Source organism: Nonomuraea sp. NPDC052265 (assembly GCF_044547985.1).
Lineage (GTDB): Bacteria > Actinomycetota > Actinomycetes > Streptosporangiales > Streptosporangiaceae > Nonomuraea.
Genome location: NZ_JBIUBJ010000034.1, coordinates 16,502 through 38,314, shown reverse-complemented (window position 1 = coordinate 38,314; position 21,813 = coordinate 16,502). Strand labels below are relative to the sequence as shown.

The following is a 21,813-nucleotide window of genomic DNA, read 5'->3' as shown; positions in this document are numbered from 1 at the left end:
GTACAGCCAGGGGGGGCGCTGCGGTGGCTCAGGTCGAAGCGGCGGCGCCGGCGGAAAGCCAGGGCGAACGTCTCGGCGGAGATGTCGTCGGCAGCGTTGCGGGCCGAGCCGCCGGGAGGCGTACCGATGGATCTCCGCGTAGTGGGCGTCGAAGACGGCGCCGAAACGCTCGGGCTCGTCCCAGGGCCGCTCGATCGCCACGGCGTCGTTCTGCGACGGTGTGGCGGCATCCGGAGGAGCGGTCAGGTGTGGCTCATGCATGCAAAGGCCTTGCGGTCGTGGGGACGTCGGTCACCTGTTGTTGTCCGGAGCCCGCGGTCGCCTTCCCCTGAATTTTGCCGAGGCCGGACGGAAGCAGTCAGTTCGTCCCGGATCTTGTACCGCTTCAGAACTCGTACACGTGGTTTGAGCTGGTGTTTTATCGGGTCTGTTATGCGGCTCGGTGGTACTCGTTGATGGCTCCGCTGAGCAGCTTTCGGCGCTGTATCCGGCCTTCCAGAGGCACCACGACGCGCTCGCCTTGATCGGGTGGGCGTTGTTGGCGGGACTGGTGCGGGCGGTGCTCGTTGTAGTGCTCGGCGTACTCCTTCAGGACCGATCGAAGGTGGCGTTCGCCGTAGATCAGCATGCGGTCGGTGCATTCGGCTCGGACGGTGCGGATCCAGCGTTCGGCGTAGCAGTTGGCTCGGGGTGTCTGCGGCGGCGTCTTCATCACCGTGATGCCCAGGCTGGTGAAGACCTCGTCGAAGGCGGCAGTGAACTTCGCGTCCCGGTCACGGATGAGGAACCGGAACGAGCCTGCCCTGTGCCCGAGGTTCATGAGCAAGTTGCGGGCCTGCAGGGCGGTCCAGGTGCCGGTGGGATGGGCGGTGACTCCCAGGATGTGAACGCGTCGTGTTTCCACCTCCATCACGAACAACACGTACAGGCGCTTCAAAGAGATCGTGTCGATGTGGAAGAAGTCGCAGGCGAGCAGTCCTTTCGCTTGCAGCCGTAGAAACGTCCGCCAAGAGGTGTCGAGGCTGAGTGGTGCTGGCCTGTGCCAGCGTGAACGCAGGATCCGTCGCACGGTCGATTCGCTAACCTGCACGCCGAGGCGAACCAGTTCGCCATGTACCCGCCGGTACCCCCACCTGGGGTTCTCGCGGGCCAAACGGAGGACCAGGTCTCGGATCTCTTTGCTTGTTCCGGGACGGCCAGTGCGGTGAGGGTAGGTCCATGCGCGTTTGATCAAACGCCGATGCCAGGCCAACAGGGTGCCTGGAGCGACCAGCCGATGAGCTCGCAGCGCCGTCGGCAGGAAACGGACCAGCGCCGCCAGGACCGCTCGATCAGCCCAGTCCGGCTTCGGCCGGTCGACCTGGCGCTTCAATACGGCCACCTCATGGCGGAGCACCATGATCTCGACATCCTTGGACGCATGCCCACGTCCCAGCAACACCAGCCAGCCAATCACCCGAATCAAGGTCAGATACAGCAGACGAACCGACACAAGTTCCGATCTTGCCCTACCGCCTTCGCTGGTCAAACCCGCAGATCAAGCCACGCGATGAGTAATGAAGCGGTAGAGGGTGCGCAGCCAGGGGTCTGCGGGCAGCCCGTCGGGGCGGGTGCGGCGGGCGTAGTCGGCCATCGGGGTGTGCGGCTCGTGGTGTTTGCGGGTGGGGCGGACCGGGGCGGCCAGCTGGTCCAGGCCGGCGGTGCGGGCGGCGTGCTTCATCGCGGCCAGCAGCCGGTCGGCTAGGCCGGTGCCGCGCTGGCCGGGCGCGACCCAGATGCTCAGGGCGCCGAGCGTGTCGGGCGGGGTGCCCGCCTGGAGGTCGGCGTGGGCCCAGGTGAGGGTCTCATCCCAGCCGCCGTCGGGCGGGCGGCCGCGGCCGGGATGATGCAGGGCGAACGGCACGGCGTACCCGTTTCCCGCTACGGCTCCGTCGGGGGTGGTGGCGATCCGGGTGAACTGGGGAAAGTGCTGACGCAGGCCGGTCAGGGCGGCCCAGCGGCCAGCCATGTCGCCCTGGAGGAAGGGCAGCTCGGGCCCCTGCTGGAGTGGGCGTAGCCCGGCCAGGTCCGGGTGTTCGGCGTGGGTGGCGACTGCTGCCTGCGGCGGCGGGGTGGGCCGAGGAGTGGGCCGAGGTGGGCTGAGCGTCGCGGCCGCCGCCTGGGCGAGCTTGCGCCTGTGACCTGGCCTCGGGTCGCCGCTGGGGGCACGGCAGGGGTGGTTGAAGCGCCGGTCCAGGTTCGCCGGGCAGGGGCGACAGTGCAGGGAGGAGGCGGGCGGTGGCGGCGGGCAGGTCGAGGTAGCCGTTCAGGCAGCGTTCGGGCTTGCCGTGGGCCTGGGCGGGGTGCAGGGGCGGGCAGTGGCCAGCAGCGCGTCACCTACCGCGAGCGCGTCCGGCACCTGTCCGAGGTGGCGTTGCAGGGCCAGCAGGAGGGCGGCGGCGCCGGTGACCAAGGCGACGGCCACGCAGGTGCCCTTTTGCGCCTTGATCCCGCCGTCGGGGTGGGCACCGTAGACGGACCTGGCGGCTCAGGACATGTTCGGGAGCGGAGAGTCAACAACGCCAACAATCATCGCGAGGTCAATTACGACACCAACGAGCGCGAGCCGCCTCGTCAGATGCCCAGCGCAGCGAGGTGGCGGGAGGGACGATGACGTCGCCAGGCGACGGCCAGGAAGGCGATCAGTCCGAGGACGGGCAGGGTGCAAAGCGCCCAACTCAGAGCCAGCGGTGGGCCGGGCTGATCGAGGACCGTGACGTTGTCTAGAATGCCTGTTCCCTGTCCCTGGGGTCCGTTGATGGCGAAGGTGAAGCTCCACTTTCCGGCCGTGGACAGCGATTGGACGTCCAAGCCCCAGACGTCGCGTTTGCGTGGATGGCGAGACAGCGGGCCCGTCCCGCGCCTGCCCCCTTTCATGCTGGGGCCGGTCATGCTGAGGGTGCCGGATTTGCCGGTCAGTCCCCCGTCAGGGGCGAAGGTGAAGTCCAGCGACTGCATGGCGCGCAGCGGCCACGTGGAGAAGCCCACGGTCAGGTGGTACGGGCCGGCCTGCACCTGCTCGGTATGCACAACCTCGACCGGCGAGTACGCCTGCTCGGGCTCCGCCGGCGCGTAAGCCTTGGCGGACGGGGCCGAGACCGGGATCACAGCTGCCATGATGCACACGGCGAGAAGCAGGCTGCGGGCGAGGTGCTTCGGCGCGTAGCGCGTGGCGCGGGCCGGTCGCGGCCGTGGCAGCAGGTACGTTCGGACGTGCATCTGGTCAGCGACCTTCCTGGTCGGCGGCGGGGGTGTTGAGGCGCAGCAGGACGGCGAAGCGGGCGGCGAGGTAGCCGGCTAGGGCACCGAACGCCAGCCCAAGGAGCATGTCGATCAGCACCGTGGTCGCCGATGTGGTCGCCTGGCCCATCGGCCCTCTCCCCGCCCCTGCGCGCAGCATCGACGTCTGCACGAGCGTGGATAGGCTCACCACCACGCCGCCGGCGGCACCGACGAGCTGCGGCAGCCAGCGGGCCGACCAGCCCCGGCCACGCCCCAACCAGAGCAGCCTCTCGATCACCAGGGCCGCGGCGAGCATGAACATCGGTATGCCGGCCGGAAGCTGAGGCGCCATGTCCATGAGGTTGTCCCGCAGAGGCAGCCCGACGTAGTCGGCGTATGCCCTCGAGGCCCACGGCGAGAACCACCAGAGAATCAGCTGCATGGCGCCGAGGACGACCGCGATGGACAGGGCCACCTGTCGGTGCCGCAGGGTGATCGCTCCCATGAGCACGAAGCAGACGGCGAAGAAGACGGTGCCCGCGAGCTTGGGGTCGAGAGGAAGAGGCGTTCTCTGGAAGGCGTACGTGGTGATCGGGGTGAACGTCGTCAGCAGGGGGATGCTGACGATCAGCCCGATCCGCCCCCCGCGCTGCGCGCGGGCGGCGGCGAAGATGATGACGCTGCCGACCATGGTCAGGCTGATGGAGATGAACAGGGCGATGTGTGGCGGGGAGTCCAGTACGGCGTCGAAGCCGTACAGGGAGTGCCACCACAGGTCGAGTAGGCCGTAGAGCAGGAATAACGCGCCGCCGGTCCCGGCGACGAGGTATCCCAGGGGCGCGGTGAACATGCCGCCGAGAACCCGGACCGGACTGCCGCCGGCGGCGGGGTCGGCGGGGCGCCCGGCCCGTTGGGCGAAGGTGGCGCGCAGCACCATCACCAGGCTGGCGATGCCGGCGATGGCGCTGCCGGAGTACAGGATCAGGTGGGGCAGGGTGAAGAAGGTGTCCGGGCCGACCTCGATGTGCCACTGCAGATCCCAGCTGAGGCCCACTGTGGACATCAGCGTTCCGGCCAGCACGGTGTACGCGCCGACCACGCCGGTCGCCGGCCGGTCGGACGGAGAGGGCCCGCCTGGGACGGTCGGCGCGGATTCGGGAACAGGATCCATCGGACATGCCTTTCTCGGAATGGGTGTGCGCGACTAAGGGGAAACCGTGAGCGGGAAGACGAGCCGGTCGCGGCGGCCGTCGCCGTCCATGGCGACGAGGAACTCCCACCGGCCGGGCATCATCAGCGGAAGGCCGGCCACGTGGTAGCTGTTGTCGGAGACGCGTATGGCAGGGAGGTCGGGTACCGCGTGGCCTGCGGTGGGTAGCACTGCGGAGACCGTGACGACCGGTGATGACCAGACGGCCGCGTTACGCGCCACGACCCGGACATCGACGGCGGTGACTCCGGTGACGGGCGCGGAAATTGTCAGGGTCACCACATCGTGGGCGGTGCCGCCTGTGAGGGTCACCGCGCCCCGCGGGACGGAGTCGGACGCGGGCCGCGTCCCACCTGACCACGGCGCCCACAGGGCATGAACCGACAGTGCGGTGAGCAGAATCGCCGCCACGAGCACCGCGGCTACCAGGAACCGCCGACCGGATGGGCTCACGGGGTCTTCACCGTGCCGGTGACGTGGAGCAGGTAGGGGACGGTCAGGATCGTGTTGTCGCGCTCGGCCTGGATCCACACCCGGTAATCGCCTGCGGCCGGGAAGGTGTAGACGAAGGCAACGTCGGGGCCGTAGGCGGCGACGGTCTCATCGGCGATGCCATCGCCATTGACGGAGGTCAGCCCGCTCATCGAATGCAGTTCCGAGGAGGAGGCCGACGATGTCGGCGACGAGTGCGGCCCCCTGTGCGGCGTCTCCTGCGTGCCGCTCGCCTCGTGAGCGCTGTCCGGCATCGCGCCCATGGAGTGGGAATGGGCCCACAGCTGGGCCTTCTGCGTCTGCGCCCCCACCGCGGCCGTGGGCGAGAGCGGACCGACGACGATCAGGTGGCCGACCATGCCGAGCCAGGGCTGCAGGGTCGCCGTGTCCCCCACGCGCGCGGTCAGGACAGTGGCCTTGCCCGCCACCAGCGGCGACGCGGACAGTCGCACCTCGACCCCGGCCACGGTCCGCGAACTGGTCCCTGCCCGCGCCGGAGCGTCACCGGCCGTGGGCCGCGCGCCGGAGCTGGACACCGCGTCGATGCCGGTGGCGGAGCGCAGTTGTTGGACGCCGCCGCCCCGGCGGGCCAACTCGGCGGAGACCGCGTAATGGCCTGCCTCGGGCAGGAGCAAGGGGACCTCGAATTCGCCGGGTCCGGTCCGTACGGGGTGCAGGTGCCACAATTGTCCCGAAGGGCCGATGGCCAGCAGGTGCATCAGCGCGCCGTCGTGGACGACAACGTCGTCCAGGGGCAGGCCGGTGGCAGCGTCCGACAGGTTCAGCTGCAGCTCGGCGATCTCACCCGCCCGGTCCGTGGAGGACGACAGCAGCAGTGTGGCGGGCGGGCGCGAGTTGTCGCTGGTCTGCTGCCCGACGGAGGCGTAGGGATCATTGACGCCGTCGATCGTGGCGTCCACCTGGCCGCCCTGAGACGGCGGCAGAGGCAGCTGGGACGACAGCAGCGCCCCGGTGACCGCCACGGTCAGACAGGCCACGAGCCCGCCGCCCGGCACCAGTGTCCACCAGCCGCGCCGCGCCCGTACGGCGACCAGGACGGTGACGAGGATGAGCGCCCCAGCGCCGGAGAAGCCCAGGTAGGACGCGCTCTCTGCGGGCGAGGTGGTCTGCTTCGGCACGATGAACGGAATCGTCGCGGTCCGCTGCCCGTCGCTGAGCGACAGCTCCCACGGGCCGGCCTGGGTGACGTCCAGCACCGCGGAGTAGGTTCCCGGCCGGCCCCCCAGTGTGACCACGGCGGTGTCGACGACCGTGCCGGTCGCCGAGGCCACGGACGCGGAGGAGGAGACCCCGGTGGGTACTGCCGCCAGGTTGAGGGCACCGGCGGGCGTGCCCGCGTGGGTGAACACATCCACGTGCAGCGGTCCGGGCACCCCGGTGACCCGTCGCAGGATGACGGTCAGCTCCCGGTCGCCGAGCGTCTGGGCGACCTGCACGTCGCCGCCGCCGTTGGAGTCCGCCCCGGCCTGTGGGCTCATGGCGAGTATCAGGGCCACGGCGGTCAGCACGGCGGCGAGCGCGGCACCGAGGCGGTGCCGGAGATCAGGAGCCGTGCGCGGAAACCTGTCGTACTCTCTCGTAGGAGCGGCGGAGTCGTTCATCGTGCGGGCAGCCTAGGCAGGCCGCCCGCCGCTGTCGTCACGGCGCGAGGGGACGAGGGTCCCCCGGACGGGGGACTCGGCCACCGCCGCCGACCGGGCATCATGGGAGGTCGTGAACGAGCAAGGGAGTGCCGGTGCCCGACAGGGAGGGACGTGACGGGCTCCGCGACGTCAATTTGCCGCTGACCCGTCAGGCGATCGTGATCGCCGCGGTCACCTTGGTGGTGGACGCCCTCACCTTCACCCACTCCACCGGTTCCTCCGCATTTCCGGCGGGATGGCGCTGGCCCATGCTGGCGGCGATCATCGTGGTGGACGCCAGCCTGGCCAGCGCACCGCGGCTGTCGGGAGTGGTGGCCGTCGCTCAAGCGGCGGTCCGGGTAGCGGGCACGTTGTCATGCCCCGAGACCGCGCTGCCGCCCTCGCTGAACAGCGCGGGCATGCTCATCTCCGCCTACCGGGCGGGTGCCTGGCTGGACCGGTGGCCGGCGGTGGTGTCCCTGCTCTTCCTGGTCGCGGGAACCCTCGCGAGTCCGATCCTCAGCGAGGCGGACTTCGCACCAGAGCTCCTCCTGCTCGCGCCAACGGCCAGCGCACTGCTGCCCTGGCTCGTCGGTCGGTACACCACCGCCCGACGCGCCTACATCGCCGAGCTGGAACAGCGCTCCGAGCGGGAGAAGGCGGAGGCGCGGCAGGCCCTGGCCGCGGCCATCGCAGAGGAGCGCACCGGCATCGCCCGCGACCTGCACGACGTGATCTCCCACCACGTGAGCGCCATCGGCGTCCACGCCGGGGTGGCCCGGTTGCGGGCCGCGGCGGCGCCGGGCGCTCCCGACCTGGCGGACTCGCTGACCGCCGTGGAGACGTCCAGCCGGGCGGCGATGCTCGACCTGCGGCGGCTGCTGGACGTCCTGCACGGTCACTCGCCGGGAGAGGACAGCCAGCCCGGGCTGGACAACCTCCCCGAACTCCTCGACAGCCTCCGCACCGTCGGCCTGCGGGCGCGGGTGACCGTCCACGGCGCCCCGTCCCCGCTGCCGGAGTCACTGGACATCGCCGTGTACCGGGTGGTGCAGGAGATGCTCACCAACGCCCTGCGGCACGGCGCCGACGGTGCCGCGGAGGTCGAACTGCGCCACGCTCCCTCCAGCCTCACCGTGACCACCTCCAACCTCCTCGGCACGCGGGCGCGCGCCTGGCCAGACTCGCCGCACCGGGGGCTGCAGGGGATCCGCAGCCGTGCTGCCGTGTTCTCGGGCTCCACCAGCTACGGACCCGCACCCGACGGCAAGACCTGGACCACTACCGCGACGTTCCCCATGAGCCCCTTATGACCTTGCGCGTCCTGATCGCCGATGACCATGCAATGTTCCGCTCCGGTCTGCGCGCCGTCCTGGGCACCCAGCCCGACCTCACCTGCGTAGGCGAGGCGTCGGATGGCCGGGCCGCGGTGAGCGAGGTGCTCCGACTGCGTCCCGACGTCGCAATCATCGACATCCGCATGCCCCGGCTCGACGGCCTGCACGCCACGGAGGAGATCCTCGCAGACCCGGCCAACGCCACCAAGGTCATCCTGCTGACCACCTACGACCACGACACGTACGTCCACCGCGCCCTTCGGGCAGGAGCCAGCGGATTCCTGCTGAAGAGCCTCCCTCCGGAGGAATTGATCGCGGCAGTCCGGGTGGCCGCCCGCGGCGACGCCCTCATCGACCCCTCAGTGACCCGCCGCCTCCGCACCCGTCTCGCCAACGGCATCGCCCCCCCTCCGCCCCCGGCCGACCTGGGTCTCCTCACCACGCGGGAACGCGAGGTACTGCTGCTGCTCGCCGGGGCGCATAGCAACGTCGAGATCGCCGACCGTCTCGGGATCGGCGATGAGACCGTCAAGACGCACGTGTCGCGCATCCTGACCAAGCTGAATCTGCGAGACCGGGTGCACGCGGTCGCCTACGCCCACCTCAATGGCCTCATCGGCCAGGCCCCTGCTCATCCCGATCCCGGAAAGGACCAGGCCGGCCGGGGCAGGCGCGGCAGAGAGAAAACCCGCCACGATCCTTGATCCCGGACGGGACCGCATCCGTCCGCCAACGTCTCCTCCGGCGGGACGGGCGGGCACACCGGCGCCGGAGCCCGGCACGCCGCTTGAAGGGAGGAGCACAGCTCTTGCCCCTGTAGGACCCTGGTGGTTAATTCGGGCGACACCCCTCGATGTCCGTGATCTCGGGCTGGTCTGCGACGACGATGTCCTGTGCGGCCGGTTTCCCCTCGCCCCGGCCATGGGATGGAGATCGTTGTGTCGGTGCAGCCGCGCCCGTGGCCACAGATTCCGGAAATGACCGTGAAGGTGGCCCGGGCCGTTCTGCGAAGGGCGCTTATCCGCTGGCCATGCGGGTGCGTGATGAGCTGGGCGAGTTGTTCGCCGATGCGGAGTTCGCCACCGCGTACGGGACGCGGGGACGACCTGGCCTGTCGCCGGGGATGCTAGCGCTGATCACCGTGTTGCAGACAGTGGAGAACCTGACCGACCGGGCGGCGGCTGAGCGCGTCAAGTACGGGATGGACTGGAAGTACGCGCTGTCGCTGGAGTTGGATGATCCGGGGTTCGATCACACAGTACTCAGTGAGTTCCGGGCGCGGGTGGCCGCGCACGGGCTGGAGGAGAAGGCCCTGGACGTGCTCCTCGCCGCCCTGGCCGACAAGGGCATGGTCAAGACCGGCGGCAAGCAGCGGACCGATTCCACACACGTGATCGCCGCTGTTCGGGACTTGAATCGGCTGGAGATGGCCGGGGAATGCGTTCGTGCCTGTCTTGAGGCGTTGTCGGCTGCCGCGCCCGGGTGGGTAGAGCAGGTCTTGGAGGTGGGGGGGCTGGGCCGGCCGGTATCGGGCCCGGGTCGACTCCTGGCGGCTGCCGACCTCGGAAACGAAACGGGCTGAGCTGGCCCGCGCCTACGGAGCCGACGGCTACGCCCTGGTCAGCGCCATCTACGCGCCGTTCTCCCAGGCCTGGCTGCGCCAGTTGCCCGCCGTTCAAGCGCTGCGGGTGATGCTGATCCAGAACTATGTGCGCGTGGTCGACAGCCGTGGGCGGGAGGTGGTCAAGCGGCGGGAGTCCCTCGAATCTGGTGGCGAGGGACTCCCGCCGGGCAGATACCGGCTGACCTCCCCCTACGACACCGACGCCCGATGGGCCGCCAAGGGTGATGATCTTTTCTGGAATGGCTACAAGGTGCACGTCAGCGAGACCTGCGACAACACTCCCGACGCCGTCGCCGCTGCGGCCGGCACCGGCGAACCGCAACCACCGAATCTGATCACCAATGTGACCACCACCGACGCCACCGTGCCCGACAGCCAGGCCACCGACCCGATCCACCAGGCACTCGCCCGGCGCGGCCTGCTTCCCGCCGAGCACTACCTCGATTCGGGCTACCCCTCAGCCGAACTACTCGTCGGCGCGCGGGAGAAATTCGGGATCGCGCTGGTTACGCCCATGTTGCTCGATCAGTCCCCGCAAGCACGCGCCCGGAGGGGGTTCGACCGCACCGCGTTCACCATCGACTGGAACAACCGGCAGGTCACCTGCCCGCAGGGCAAGCGCAACACCTCGTGGACACCGTGCACCCAGCGCGGCACCGACGCGATCGTCATCCGCTTCTCGGCCTGTCGGTAAGGCTGGCCCCACCAGACGCCATCTGCGCCGTTCCTGCAGGTAGGCGGGGTGGGCTCCGGTGCGGCGGGTGGTTGGTCGACTAACTGAGCAAACCGCGTCGATACCCCTCGCCGACGGCGGCGGCGCGGTCGCGGACGCCGAGTTTGTCGTAGATGTGCAGCAGGTGGGTCTTGATGCTGGCCTCGCTGATGAACAGCTTGGCCGCCGCCTGGCGATTGGACGCGCCCTCGGCGACGAGGGCGAGCACCTGCAGTTCGCGGTCGGTGAGGGCGGCCTTGACGGGCTTGCGCACCTGGCCCATCAGGCGGCCGGCGACGGAGGGCGACAGGACCGGCTCGCCGGCGGCCGCGGCGCGGACGGCGCGCAGGAGTTCGTCGGTCGGGGCGTCCTTGAGGAGGTAGCCGGTGGCGCCGGCCTCGATGGCGGGCAGCACGTCGGAGTCGCCGTCGAACGTGGTCAGGACGAGGTTCTTGATGCCGGGGTGCGACTGGCGCAGGGCGGTGATGGCGGTGACGCCGTCCATCTCGGGCATGCGCAGGTCCATCAGGACGATGTCGACCTGGAGGGCGGCGGCGCGTTCGATGCCTTCGCGGCCGTTGGCGGCCTCGCCCGCGACGTGGATGTCGGGTTCGGTCTCGAAGGCGGCGCGCAGGCCGTCGCGGACGATGGGGTGGTCGTCGACGATGAGAAGGCGGATCACCGGGGGTTTTCTTGGAGCGCGGGGACGGTGGCGCTGACGGCGGTGCCCTCGCCGGGGGTACTCTCGATCTCGAGGGAGCCGCCCACGCCGCGCAGGCGTTGTCTCATGCTGCTGAGCCCGAAGCCCTTGCCGTCGGGGTTGTGGATGCCGGTGCCGTTGTCGCGGATGTCGAGCAGGACGACGGAGCCGGCATAGGAGAGGGTGAGGCCGGCGCGGGTGGCGCCGGCGTGGTTGGCGACGTTGGCGAGGGCTTCCTGGGCGACGCGGAAGAGGGTGACCTCGATGGCGGGGCTGAGGGGCACGCGGTCGCCGGTGACCTCGACGTGGAGGTCCACGCCGTTGGCCTGGGTCCAGTTGCGGGCCAGGGTGGCCATGGCGTCGGGGAGGTGGGCGTCGTCGAGCTGGTGGGGCTGGAGGGCCGCGACGGAGCGGCGGGCTTCTGTGAGGCTGTCCTGGGCGAGGGTGAGGGCCAGTTCGACGTGGGTGTCGGAGTCCTTGACGCGCTGGGCGGCGCGGAGCTGGGTGATGATGCCGGTCAGGCCCTGGGCCAGGGTGTCGTGGATCTCGCGGGCCATCCGTTGGCGTTCGTCGAGGATGCCGGCCTGGTGGGCCTGGGTGAGGAGCTGGGCGTGGAGGTCGGCGTTCTCCTCCAGGGCGGCCTGGAGGTCGCTGAGCGCCTTGCGGTACTTGCTGTGCCGCTCCTCGATCCTGATGCCGGCGATGGCGCCGCCGCCGATGGCGACGGTCTGCACGGCGATGATCACCAGGTGGAAGGCGATGAGCTGGGCGGTGGCCTGGCTCCAGTCGAGCGTCGAGCTGTACAGGATGCAGGAGGTGGCGGCGACGGCGGCGAAGGTCCACTTGGAGGGGGCGAAGTTGGCCGCGATGAAGAAGCCGGAGGTGCAGTAGATCACGAAGATGGGATCGTGGAAGGCCAGCAGCGCGGCGGTGGCCAGGACACCGGCGAAGTGGATGCTGACGACCGTCCTGCGCCGCCGCACGGCGGCGGGCAGGAGGGTGTGGCCGACATTCCAGGCCAGGGCCGGGGCGGTGAGCGCCAGGGTGCGGCCGATCCCGCCCTCGGGCTGGTCGGGTGAGGCCAGGCTGATGACGAGGGAAGCCGCGAGGGTGACGTAGGGAACGACCGCGATCATGTGCTCGAAGCGTCGTTCCCACCTCGATGGCGGGAAGGGGTCGTTCATCCGGTGCCTGTCCCTCCTCGGGCCGCGGTCGGGGTTCACCTGCTGGTGGCTGGCGAGGACGAGCTTAGGCGCATCGGGATCAGGATGGCGTATCCGTACATGAGCACCCCAAGGGCGATCATCAGGATGATGGTGGGCCACTGCCAGACCGGCGGGAGGTGCAGGGCGAGGAACCACACGGGATCCGCCATGCCGAGGATTTTCATGACCATGGGCACGAGACCCTGGGGGATGAGGGGAAGCCAGGCCAGGGCGTAGCAGAAGGTGACGCCGATGCGGTGCCGGAGGGGAAGGTCGGCGGTGGTGGGCTTGTCGGCCTGAGGGGCCGGGCCGTGCTTCATGAGGTTGAGCAGGTCGATCCCGTGGCTTTCCAGCCTGCGGTAGGCGATCCGGCCGAAGCCCCAGGCGCTGAGGGCGCCGGTCAGCACACCGGTGACGACTCCGGCCCACGGGTCGAGGAGGATGGCGCCGGCCGCCGGCAGGCCGACGGAGGGCACCGCGATGAGCACGAGCCAGGCGAGACTGGTCTCGGCGGTCTCGTCGGCGCCGGTGCTGAGCGGGTTGCCGCCGCGCTTGTGGGGGTCGGTCCCGGGGACGAGCGAGGTGACCGCAAGCAGGACGACCAGGCCGGCGCCGCCGCCGAGCAGGGCGGGCAGCAGGCCGAGCACCCACGCCCAGGCCCAGCTCTGGTCGCTGACGAGCAGGCCGACCAGGGACAGGACGATGGCGGCCGGGCCGACGACGAGGAACCAGGCCAGCTGGCGCCCGCGCACGTCGGCGCGTTCCGCGCCGGGGGTCATGAGGGTGAGCCAGAGGGCGGTCCCGTCGGCGCCGTAGAGGTTGGACGAGCTCGCGGCCGCCATCACGATCAGGATGAGCCCCGTGAAGGGAACCATGACCCACGCGCCGATGGTGACCAGCAGCAGGGGCGTGACGATGGCGTAGGAGAAGGCGGTGGCCAGGAGCTGGATGCGGACGAGGTCGCGCCACCAGGCGCGCAGCTCCTTCGCGGCGGTGACGCGGGCGCCCTTGCCCCTGGGGAAGGGGCGGGGTGTGCCGCGGCGGGGCGGGACACCGCCGCGGGCGGCCGACACGACACGCCGCGACAGCAGAGCGGCCCAGGCGGCCAGCAGCAGGACGATCACACCGGCGCCGGCGACGAGAATGGCCAGGGCCAGGGGCCAGGGGGCTTCGATGGCGGCCACGCCCCATCCGGAGGGCAGGGCGCGGAGGAAGATCTCGATCCAGGCGGTGGTCTCGGCGCCGCCCAGGGCGGCGACAGGCGCCCAGCCGTTGCTGCACAGGGCGATGGCGGTGCCGGTCACGACGCCGACGGTGGCCGCAGTGGCGCGGGATCGCACGAACAGCCCGATGAGCGCCACGATGACGCGGGAGATCATCACCATGATGACGAGCGTGGTGACAGCCGCCACCAGGCCGATGAGCACCCCAGCCGGGCCGAAACGCCAGCCGTACACCGGCAGCGACAGCAGGGCGATGAGGTTGACCACGGGCGCGGGGCCCGCGAAGGCCCCGGCGAGCAGGGCCGCCGCGATCCGGCGCGGCATGACCGGGAGCATGGTGAAGTACTCAGGACGCAGGGCCTCGCCGCCCCCGACGAAGATGGGCCCGAAGACCCAGCCGGAGAACCAGACGGCCAGGGCGAGGGGCACGTAGGCGGGCCACAACACGGCGACGGCGACGGTGCCGAAGGCCAGGATCAGCCCGACCGCGGCGCCGGTGTAGAGGTTGGTGGCGTTGTCGCCGCGCAGCGAGTTGCGCATGAGCGCCAGCCGCATGCGCAACATGTGCCGCGCGAGGACGGCCGGGCCGGGGGTCAGGAGGTGAGCCATGCCAGCCCTTCCGTTCCTCCTGCGCGGGCGCCGACGAGGCCGACGAAGGCGTCCTCCAGGGTTCCCGCTCCGCGCACGTCGGCCAGCGGTCCGGCGGCGACGACACGGCCGCCGGAGATCACGCCCACGTGGTCGCAGAGCTGCTCGACGAGGGCCATGACGTGGCTGGAGATGATCACGGAGCCGCCGTTGCCCGCGAACCTACGCAGGATGGCCTTGATCGTGGCCGCGGAGACGGGGTCGACCGCCTCGAAGGGCTCGTCCAGGACGAGCAGGCGGGGTGCGTGCAGCAGGGCGACGGCCAGACCGATCTTCTTGCGCATGCCGGTGGAGTACTCGATGACCAGGGTCCGCTCGGCGGAGTCGAGTTCGAGGACCTGCAGGAGCTCCTCGGCGCGCTCGGCGACGACGTCGGGCTCCATGCCGCGCAGCAGGCCGAGGTAGGTGAGGACCTCGCGGCCGGTCAGCCGCTCCGGCATGGCGTTGCCGTCGGGCAGCACGCCGATCAGTCCTTTGGCCTGGACGGTGTCACGCCAGACGTCGACGCCGAAGATCTCGGCGCTGCCGGCGTCGGGGCGGAGCAGGCCGACGGCCATGGCCAGGGTGGTGGTCTTGCCGGCGCCGTTGGGGCCGACCAGGCCGTAGAAGGATCCGGCGGGGACGGTGAGGTGGATGTCGTCGACGGCCTCGTGGTCGCCGAAGGCTTTGCGGAGTCCGATGGTGCGGAGTGCGGGCTCCCGGTGTGTTGGCATGCCTTGAGAATCGCGCGGGGGCAGGGGTGGGCGGATCGTCCGGCCGGAGAGCGGGATGGTGGATTCCGGCATCAACCAATCGGTTGATGCGGGGAGAGCGGCTGGTCCGTGGTGCGAGTCCCAGCGCCGCTGTCCACCGGCACATGGTCGGCTGGCTCGACCAGACGCTGAACAGGCGCAGCTCCGCGTCAAGCCCATAGCGTCGCGCCCGCTTTCGGCGTGTGCGGCTCACGCACAGCCCACCCGCCGGAACCGAAGTGCCGACTTGTCAATCGGTGTCGGCACTTCGCGGGTTCTTGGGACACCCACAGCGTGTATGGCCAGGATGGGATCCGATTCGGGGAAGGAAAGTGCCGCCTCCGACAGTTCTCGGCACTTTCCACGCACGCATGCCAGCCGTGGCCGACAGGCCGCCATCTTCATGAGCGTAGAAGAGAGACCTGCACCCCGTGGCACGCACCCTGGATGAAGACGAGCTGATCGAACACTGGTTACTGATCGGCAAGGAGCCCGACCTGCTGACCGGCCGGACCGGCCCGTCCAAGCTGGCGCTGGCGTTATGGCTGAAGTTCTTCGCCCAGCACGGCCGCTTCCCCGAGGGCCGCTCCGAACTGCCGGACGAGGCGGTCGCCTTCGTCGCCGGCCAGGTGAAGGTCCCCGCCGCCGAGCTGAGCCTGTTCGACTGGCTGGGCCGCACCGCCGAACGCCACCGGGCGCAGATCCGTACCTTCCTGGACTTCGGCGAGTGCACCGTCGCCGACGCCGAGCGGTTGACCCAGTGGCTGGCCCAGCAGGTGTGCCAGCGCGAGCGCCGCGCCGACCGGGTGCGCGAGGCACTGCTGACGCAACTGCGCGAGGAACGCATCGAACGGCCGACCCGCCTGCGGCTCAGCCAGATGATCGGCTCAGCGCTGAGCCGCTCCGAAACCGCCCTGACCACGAAGATCGCCTTCCGGATCCCCGCCGAGACCATCGAGCGGATGCTCACGCTGATCGCCCGGCGCACCGCCTCGCCCAGCACAGCGCCCGACGGCAAGAACACCCCGGAGGACGATGCGGCTGAGACACCGACCGAGGCAGGCAGCGGCGACGCCGCTCAGGACGCGAGGGAGACAGACGAACAGGCACAAGCGCCGGAAGAGGAAGAGACAGACGAACTGGAGGGCGCCGACATCTTCGCCGCGATCCGCGAGGAGCCGGGCAACGTCAGCGTGAAGTCTATCGAGCGGGAGGTGTTCAAGCTCGGCGCGATCCGAGCGATCGCACTGCCGGAGGATCTGTTCGCCGACATCGCGCCCGCCGTCCTGCTGGCCTGGCGGGCCCGGGTGTCCGCCGAAGCGCCCAGCCACCTGCGCGAGCATCCGGACGCCATCAAGGTCACCCTGCTGGCCGCCTACCTGCACTGCCGGCAGCGGGAGATTATCGACGCGCTGGTCGACCTGCTAATCACCACGGTGCATCGGATCAACGCGCGCCGACACGGTAGTGACCAAGGAGTTCATCAACGAGCTCAAACGGGTCTCCGGCAAGGAGAACATTCTGTTCAAGATGACCCAGGCCGCGCTGGAAGCGCCGGAGGAGACAGTCAGCGAGGTGATCTACCCCGCGGTGCCCGGCGGCGTGGGCACCCTGACCGCGCTGCTACACGAGTACACGCACAAAGGCAGCACCTACCGCCAGCACCGCCAGCGCGTCTTCAAGGCCTCCTACACCAACCACTACCGCACCGGGCTCATCCAGATCCTGGAGGCGCTCGAATTCGGCTCCACCAACACCGTGCACGCCCCGATGATGCAGGCCCTGGCCCTGATCAAGCGGTACAAGGCCGAGGTCACCAACCGCACCAAGTACTACGCCACCGGCGAGACGGTCCCTGTGGACCGCATTGTCCCCGCCGAACTGGCCGAGCTGATGTATCGCACCGACAAGCGCGGCCAGGCCCGCATCCTGCGCAGCGTGTACGAGTGCGGGGTGTTTCAGACCCTGCGCGAGCAACTGCGCTGCAAGGAGATCTGGGTGCATGGTGCCCACAAGTGGCGCAATCCCGACCTCGACCTGCCCGCCGACTTCGAGGACAAGCGTGCCGAGAACTACGCCAAGCTCCGCAAACCGCTGCAGGCCAAGCAGTTCACCGCCGACCTGATCGAGGAGATGGACGCAGAACTGTCCGCACTCAACGACACCCTGCCCAGCCTGGACTGGCTGCAGATCGCCGAACGCAAGAAGGGCGGCGCGATCCTGCTCACCCCGCTGGAGGCCGCGCCCGAGCCGCGCAACCTGCGCAAGCTCAAAGCCACCATCCGGGGCCGGTGGGTGTCGTCCCGCTGCTGGACATGTTCACCGAGACCGCCCTGCGCACCGGCTGCCTGGACGCACTCGTGCCAGCGGGCGTCCGCATCGACCTGGATCCTCAAGAGGTGCTGGAGCGCATGCTTCTGGTCATCTATGCCTACGGCACCGGGGCCGGCATCCGGTCGGTGGCCGCCGGTGAGCACCCCTACTCCGAAGACGACCTGCGCTACGCCCGCCGCAGGTTCCTGTCGGTGGCCGGGGCCCGCGAGGTGGCCCGGGTCATCGCCAACGCCACCTTCGCCGCCCGGCAGAGCTGGCTGTGGGGCGAGGGCACCACCGCGGTGGCCTCCGACTCCACCCACTTTTCCGCCTTCGACCAGAACATTTTCACCGAGTACCACTCGCGTTACAAAAGGGCCAAACGGGGCGTGCTGATCTACTGGACGGTCGACACCGTCGGGTCGATGGCCATCCACAGCCAGTTGCTGACCTGCTCGGCCTCCGAGGTCCACGCCATGATCGAGGGCGCCATGCGGCACGGCACCGACATGGACCTGGAGACCAACTATGTGGATTCCCACGGTGCCAGCTTCATCGGTTTCGGCATCACCAGGCTGCTGAACTTCGACCTGATCGCCCGCTTCAAGCAGATCAACACGATGAAGCTGTACCTGCCCGGCAAGGGCGACCACTTCGCCTACCCGCTGCTCGTCCCCGCGCTGACCCGTCCGATCAGACCCGAGATCATCCAGAACAACTACGATTTGATGATCAAATACGCGACCGCCATCCGGACCGGCACCGCCTCCACCGAGGCCCTGCTGCGCCGCTTCACCGGCGAGACCACCCACCCCGCCTATGCCGCGATGCTGGAGGTCGGGCGGGCCCAGCGCACCATATTTTGGCTCCGCGACCGTGACCTTCAGCGGGAGACCGAGTCCGGGTTGAACGTGGTGGAGAACTACAACGGGGTCAATGACTACATCCGGTTCGGCAAGCGCGGCGAGCTGGCCTCCAACCGGCGTGAGGAGCAGGAACTCGGCATGCTCTGTCTTATGATCTTGCAAAGCAGCCTCGCCTACATCAACACCCTCATGATCCAAGACACCCTCGCCGAACCCGAGTGGGCCGAGGTGCTCACCGACGTCGACCGGCGCGGACTCACCCCGCTGTTCACCACCAACATGACGCCGTATGGCACAGTCCAGCTGCGGCCGGACCGGCGTCTGGACCTGACCGCCCCCACGGCCAACGACGAAAGGCCAGCCACATGAGTCCAGGCTCCGAACAGCGAGCCGTCCGCCTTCCCCGCACCCGGCCCCCTCGATGAGCCCAAGCGGCCATCCGCGCAGAACCCCGGCCAAGCGCAAGGCCCGCCAACTGGCCAAATACCTGCGCGAGGAGCGGCCCGACTACGCCTACCTCAAAGAGGTTTTCCGGCACCTGCGCGCCGAGCTCGACATCCAGGTGCAGCGCCAGCCCAAGAAGCTGCCCTACGTCCCCACCGAGGCCGAGATCCGCAGCTACTACAGCACCGTGTGGGCCGCGCGCCGTACCGGCGACATCGTGCTCATCAAGACACTGCTCTACACCGGCGTCCGCGTCGCCGAACTGGTCAAGATCCGCATCGACGACGTCGACCTGGACGCCTGCCGCATCCGCATCACCCAGGGCAAAGGCGACAAAGACCGCACCGTCCCCTTCCCCGCCACCTTCAAAGAGACCCTTGCCCTGCACATCGCCGCCGCCCACAAGAAAGGCGCGGCCTTCCTGTTCGAGTCATCATGGAAGAAGCCGTACTCCACTCGTGGTGTGCGCGCCATGCTCGCCCGCTACGCCGCCAAAGCCGGCCTGACGCACACCATGCCACCGCACCGCCTGCGGCATTTCCTGTTCACCTGGCTTAAGTCCCAAGGCATCGACGACGCCCTCATCCAGCCCTACTCCGGCCACGCCAGCCGTACCTCGCTGGAGATCTACTCCAAGATCGCGCTCGGACCCGCCCAGGACACCTACGACGGCGTCATCGACCAGTTCCCCGTGTAGACGACGTCTCACGCCCACCGCTCACCTGCGGAAAAGCCACAGATGGCGGCTAGTGGGGCCAACCTTACCGACAGGCCGATTCGCCGACGCTGCTGTTCAACCTGGCGCGGGAGTATCTGCTTGCCGCCAAGGTGATCCGGCCGGGCCCGATCGTGCTGGCGAGGCTGATCGGGTCGGCTCGTAGGGCTGCTGGTGATCTGACCTCGCAGCTGCTGGCGCCGGTGCTGACGGCTGAGTTGCGGGCGGATCTGGAGCGGATGCTGCTGGTGGATGCCGGGTTGGGGATGACCCGGCTGGAATGGTTGAACAGCCCGGCCAAGGACGCCTCGGCGTCGGCGGTGAAGACCTCGATCGAGAAGCTCACCTGGTTCCGGAACATCGACGCCCACCAGCTGGACCTGTCGATGCTGCCGAACGAGCGGCGCCGTTCCTGGCCCAGGTCGCTCGCCGCTCCACCAACCAGGGGCTTGCCCGGCGCGGGGACCGCAAGTTCCCGATCCTGCTGTCGTTCGTTGCCCAGGCCGCCGTTGACCAGTTGGACGAGGTCGTGGCGCTGTTCGACCAGGCGGTGTCGGCGCGGGAGTCACGAGCCAGGTCCAGGACCGATGAGGCGCTGGCCGAGCGGGCCAAGAAGGGCGAGGCCCGGCAGCTTCTGATGGATGTGATCCTTCCGGTGCTGGCCGATCCGTCGATCCCGGACGAGCAGGTCGGCGGCATCCTGCGGAACCGGGTCGGGATGCAGATGCTTCGAGAGCTGAACGCCGACACATGGACACCGCTCCCCAAAGACCACGGCCGGTTGTCGGAGCTGGACTCCTCCTACACCTACCTGCGGCAGTTCACCCCGAACGTGCTGACGGCGATCGACTTCCAGGGCGGGCCGGGCACCGGTGCGCTGATGCAGGCCGTGGCCATCTTGAAGGAGCTGAATCGCAGCGGCGGCCGGAAAGTGCCCGCGGGCGCGCCGGCCGGCTTCATCCCGGCCAAGTACGCCGACTACCTGGACAAGGCCCGCAAGTCCGGGGAGGACACCGCCTATCGGCATTACTGGGAACTGTGCGTGATCTTGTGCCTGCGCGACGGGCTCCGCTCGGGCGACGTGTGGGTGCCGGGGTCACGCCGCTACGCCGACCCGGCCACCTACCTGTACACACCGGAGCAGTGGGCGCCCCGCCGCGACGACTACTGTCGCCTGGTCGGCAAACCCACCTCCGCGGCCGACGCGCTGGCGCAGGGCAAGGAGGAACTGCACTCCGCGCTGGAGGAACTGGAAACGGCGCTGGCCAGCGCCTCACCGGACGACACCGGCACCGTCCGCCTGGACCCCGATGACCACCTGGTGGTGCCGCCGCTGTCGGCCGAGGACATCCCGGCCGAGGCCAAGACGCTCAAGGACGAACTGGCCGGCATGTTGCCGTTCGCGCCGATCGCCTCACTGCTGATCGAGCTGGATGCCCGCACGAACTTCCTAGACTGCTTCACCCACGCCGGCGGCCGCAAGCTGGCCAAGACCGCCGAGACCAAACGCAACATCCTCGCCGTGCTGATCGCCCAGGCGACCAACCTGGGCCTGGCCAGGATGAGCGAGGCGTGCGGGGTCTCCTACGACGTGCTGGCCTGGACGGCCGAGTGGTACATCCGCGAGGACACCCTCCGAGAGGCCAACACGGTCATCGTGAACCACCACTACAACCTGCCGCTGGCAGGCGTGTTCGGCGGCGGCACCATGTCCTCCTCCGACGGGCAGCGCTTCCCGGTCCGCGGCAAGAGCCTGACCGGCCGGAACATGGTCATCCACGGCGGGCAAGTCCTGTCCACCTACACGCACGTGTCCGACCAGTGGTCGACGTACGGGACGAAGATCATCGTGCCGACAGCGCGGGAGGCGCACTACGTGCTGGACGACTTCCTGGGCAACGCCACCGACCTGCCGGTCACCGAGCACGCCACCGACACCCACGGTGCCACGTTGATCAACTTCGCGTTGTTCGACCTGGTCGGCAAGGCCCTCACACCCAGGATGCGAGATCTGACACGAGTGACGCTGGTTCGCGACGACACCCCCACAGAGATCGGAAGGCTCTACCCGCACGCCGGGCCGCTGCTGGGCGCCCGCTGGAACGAAGACCTCATCGCCGACTGCTGGCCCGATCTGCTGCGGATGGCCGGCTCCTTGAAGTACGGGCAGGCGACCGCCTCCCTGATCGTCGGGAAATGGTCGGCCGCCTCCCGCCAGAACACCCTGGCCGCCGCGCTGAGGGAGTGGGGGATGCTGCGCCGCACCCTGCACACTGCCAAATACCTGTCCGATCCGGTGTACCGGCGCAAGATCTCCCGGCAGCTGAACAAGGGGGAGGGCCTGCACGCCCTCCGGCGGGACCTGCACTACGCCCAGCAGGGCACCATCACCAAGCCGCACCTGGAGCAGCAGACCGAGCAGGCGTGGTGCCTGACTGTCCTGACCAACGCCGTGGTGGCCTGGACCACCGAGTACTACTCCCGCGCCGTCCTCGAGCTGCGCGCCCAGGGCCGCCAGGTACCCGACGAGGTCCTGGCCCACATCTCACCCGGTCACAGCGACAACATCAACTTCTTCGGCGTCATCAACGTCGACTTAACAGATCGCTATCTGCGCTGTACAGGACGTGTGGCGTGGCGTCCTGTGTTCTTGTGCCATCACCGTTAACCTCCTGGTCATTGGACGTGT

Annotated in this window: 18 protein-coding genes; 7 read left to right on the top strand and 11 right to left on the bottom strand. The window is 69.3% G+C overall.

Translation table 11 applies throughout. The features are described from left to right. Positions 1-430: 430 nt before the first annotated feature. The 6 genes from ACIHAD_RS45730 to ACIHAD_RS45705 all read right to left on the bottom strand — a co-directional run bounded on the left by ACIHAD_RS45730 (position 431) and on the right by ACIHAD_RS45705 (position 6,585). Positions 431-1,492: an integrase core domain-containing protein gene (locus ACIHAD_RS45730; RefSeq protein WP_397361126.1), complete on the bottom strand. Its 1,062-nt coding sequence runs from the start codon at positions 1,490-1,492 to the stop codon at positions 431-433. A 45-nt stretch (positions 1,493-1,537) separates the two neighbouring features. Continuing rightward, complete coding sequence (locus ACIHAD_RS45725) at positions 1,538-2,008, bottom strand: GNAT family N-acetyltransferase (protein WP_397361125.1); 471 nt, start codon at positions 2,006-2,008, stop codon at positions 1,538-1,540. 605 nt (positions 2,009-2,613) lie between these two features. Next, the gene (locus ACIHAD_RS45720) at positions 2,614-3,156 is read right to left on the bottom strand and encodes a hypothetical protein (RefSeq protein ID WP_397361124.1); all 543 of its coding nucleotides are present in this window, start codon (positions 3,154-3,156) and stop codon (positions 2,614-2,616) included. Between the two features lie 106 nt (positions 3,157-3,262). Further along, positions 3,263-4,432 carry a hypothetical protein gene (locus tag ACIHAD_RS45715; protein WP_397361123.1) on the bottom strand — a complete coding sequence of 390 codons (1,170 nt, stop codon included), beginning with the start codon at positions 4,430-4,432 and terminating at the stop codon, positions 3,263-3,265. Between the two features lie 33 nt (positions 4,433-4,465). Then, positions 4,466-4,924, bottom strand: coding sequence for a hypothetical protein (locus ACIHAD_RS45710; protein ID WP_397361122.1), 459 nt, complete (start codon positions 4,922-4,924; stop codon positions 4,466-4,468). Beyond that, complete coding sequence (locus ACIHAD_RS45705; RefSeq protein ID WP_397361121.1) at positions 4,921-6,585, bottom strand: hypothetical protein; 1,665 nt, start codon at positions 6,583-6,585, stop codon at positions 4,921-4,923. Before ACIHAD_RS45705 ends, ACIHAD_RS45710 begins: the two co-directional genes overlap by 4 nt. A 134-nt stretch (positions 6,586-6,719) precedes the next feature. Between ACIHAD_RS45705 and ACIHAD_RS45700 the strand changes: the two genes are divergently transcribed. The 4 genes from ACIHAD_RS45700 to ACIHAD_RS45685 all read left to right on the top strand — a co-directional run bounded on the left by ACIHAD_RS45700 (position 6,720) and on the right by ACIHAD_RS45685 (position 10,261). Then, a complete protein-coding gene (locus ACIHAD_RS45700; protein WP_397361120.1) occupies positions 6,720-7,919 on the top strand; it encodes a sensor histidine kinase in 1,200 nt (399 codons plus the stop codon). Further along, on the top strand, positions 7,916-8,647 hold the full coding sequence (locus tag ACIHAD_RS45695; RefSeq protein ID WP_397361119.1) for a response regulator: 732 nt from the start codon (positions 7,916-7,918) through the stop codon (positions 8,645-8,647). The genes ACIHAD_RS45700 and ACIHAD_RS45695 overlap by 4 nt, the downstream gene beginning before the upstream one ends. A 326-nt stretch (positions 8,648-8,973) precedes the next feature. Next, positions 8,974-9,525 (top strand): transposase, encoded by a 552-nt coding sequence (locus tag ACIHAD_RS45690; RefSeq protein ID WP_397361118.1) that lies wholly within the window; start codon positions 8,974-8,976, stop codon positions 9,523-9,525. Between the two features lie 109 nt (positions 9,526-9,634). Then, a complete protein-coding gene (locus tag ACIHAD_RS45685) occupies positions 9,635-10,261 on the top strand; it encodes a hypothetical protein (RefSeq protein ID WP_397361117.1) in 627 nt (208 codons plus the stop codon). Between the two features lie 79 nt (positions 10,262-10,340). Here ACIHAD_RS45685 and ACIHAD_RS45680 read toward each other — a convergent pair whose 3' ends face one another. From ACIHAD_RS45680 to ACIHAD_RS45665, 4 genes are all read right to left on the bottom strand, one after another. Further along, positions 10,341-10,961 carry a response regulator gene (locus ACIHAD_RS45680; protein WP_397361116.1) on the bottom strand — a complete coding sequence of 207 codons (621 nt, stop codon included), beginning with the start codon at positions 10,959-10,961 and terminating at the stop codon, positions 10,341-10,343. Beyond that, on the bottom strand, positions 10,958-12,115 hold the full coding sequence (locus ACIHAD_RS45675; RefSeq protein ID WP_397361115.1) for a sensor histidine kinase: 1,158 nt from the start codon (positions 12,113-12,115) through the stop codon (positions 10,958-10,960). Before ACIHAD_RS45675 ends, ACIHAD_RS45680 begins: the two co-directional genes overlap by 4 nt. Positions 12,116-12,198: 83 nt before the next feature. Further along, positions 12,199-14,016: a hypothetical protein gene (locus tag ACIHAD_RS45670; RefSeq protein ID WP_397361114.1), complete on the bottom strand. Its 1,818-nt coding sequence runs from the start codon at positions 14,014-14,016 to the stop codon at positions 12,199-12,201. Beyond that, entirely contained in the window at positions 14,001-14,768 is a 768-nt protein-coding gene (locus ACIHAD_RS45665) for an ABC transporter ATP-binding protein (protein ID WP_397361113.1), read from the bottom strand. The genes ACIHAD_RS45670 and ACIHAD_RS45665 overlap by 16 nt, the downstream gene beginning before the upstream one ends. Positions 14,769-15,217: 449 nt before the next feature. On the opposite strand from ACIHAD_RS45665, the gene ACIHAD_RS45660 reads away from it, so the two are divergent. After that, positions 15,218-18,334 (top strand): Tn3 family transposase, encoded by a 3,117-nt coding sequence (locus tag ACIHAD_RS45660; protein WP_397361112.1) that lies wholly within the window; start codon positions 15,218-15,220, stop codon positions 18,332-18,334. A gap of 52 nt (positions 18,335-18,386) precedes the next feature. Beyond that, positions 18,387-19,106 (top strand): tyrosine-type recombinase/integrase, encoded by a 720-nt coding sequence (locus tag ACIHAD_RS45655; protein WP_397361111.1) that lies wholly within the window; start codon positions 18,387-18,389, stop codon positions 19,104-19,106. 64 nt (positions 19,107-19,170) lie between these two features. Here ACIHAD_RS45655 and ACIHAD_RS45650 read toward each other — a convergent pair whose 3' ends face one another. Beyond that, the gene (locus tag ACIHAD_RS45650) at positions 19,171-19,470 is read right to left on the bottom strand and encodes a hypothetical protein (RefSeq protein ID WP_397361155.1); all 300 of its coding nucleotides are present in this window, start codon (positions 19,468-19,470) and stop codon (positions 19,171-19,173) included. Between ACIHAD_RS45650 and ACIHAD_RS45645 the strand changes: the two genes are divergently transcribed. Beyond that, a complete protein-coding gene (locus tag ACIHAD_RS45645) occupies positions 19,405-21,792 on the top strand; it encodes a Tn3 family transposase (protein ID WP_397361110.1) in 2,388 nt (795 codons plus the stop codon). The genes ACIHAD_RS45650 and ACIHAD_RS45645 overlap by 66 nt on opposite strands. Positions 21,793-21,813 lie beyond the last annotated feature (21 nt).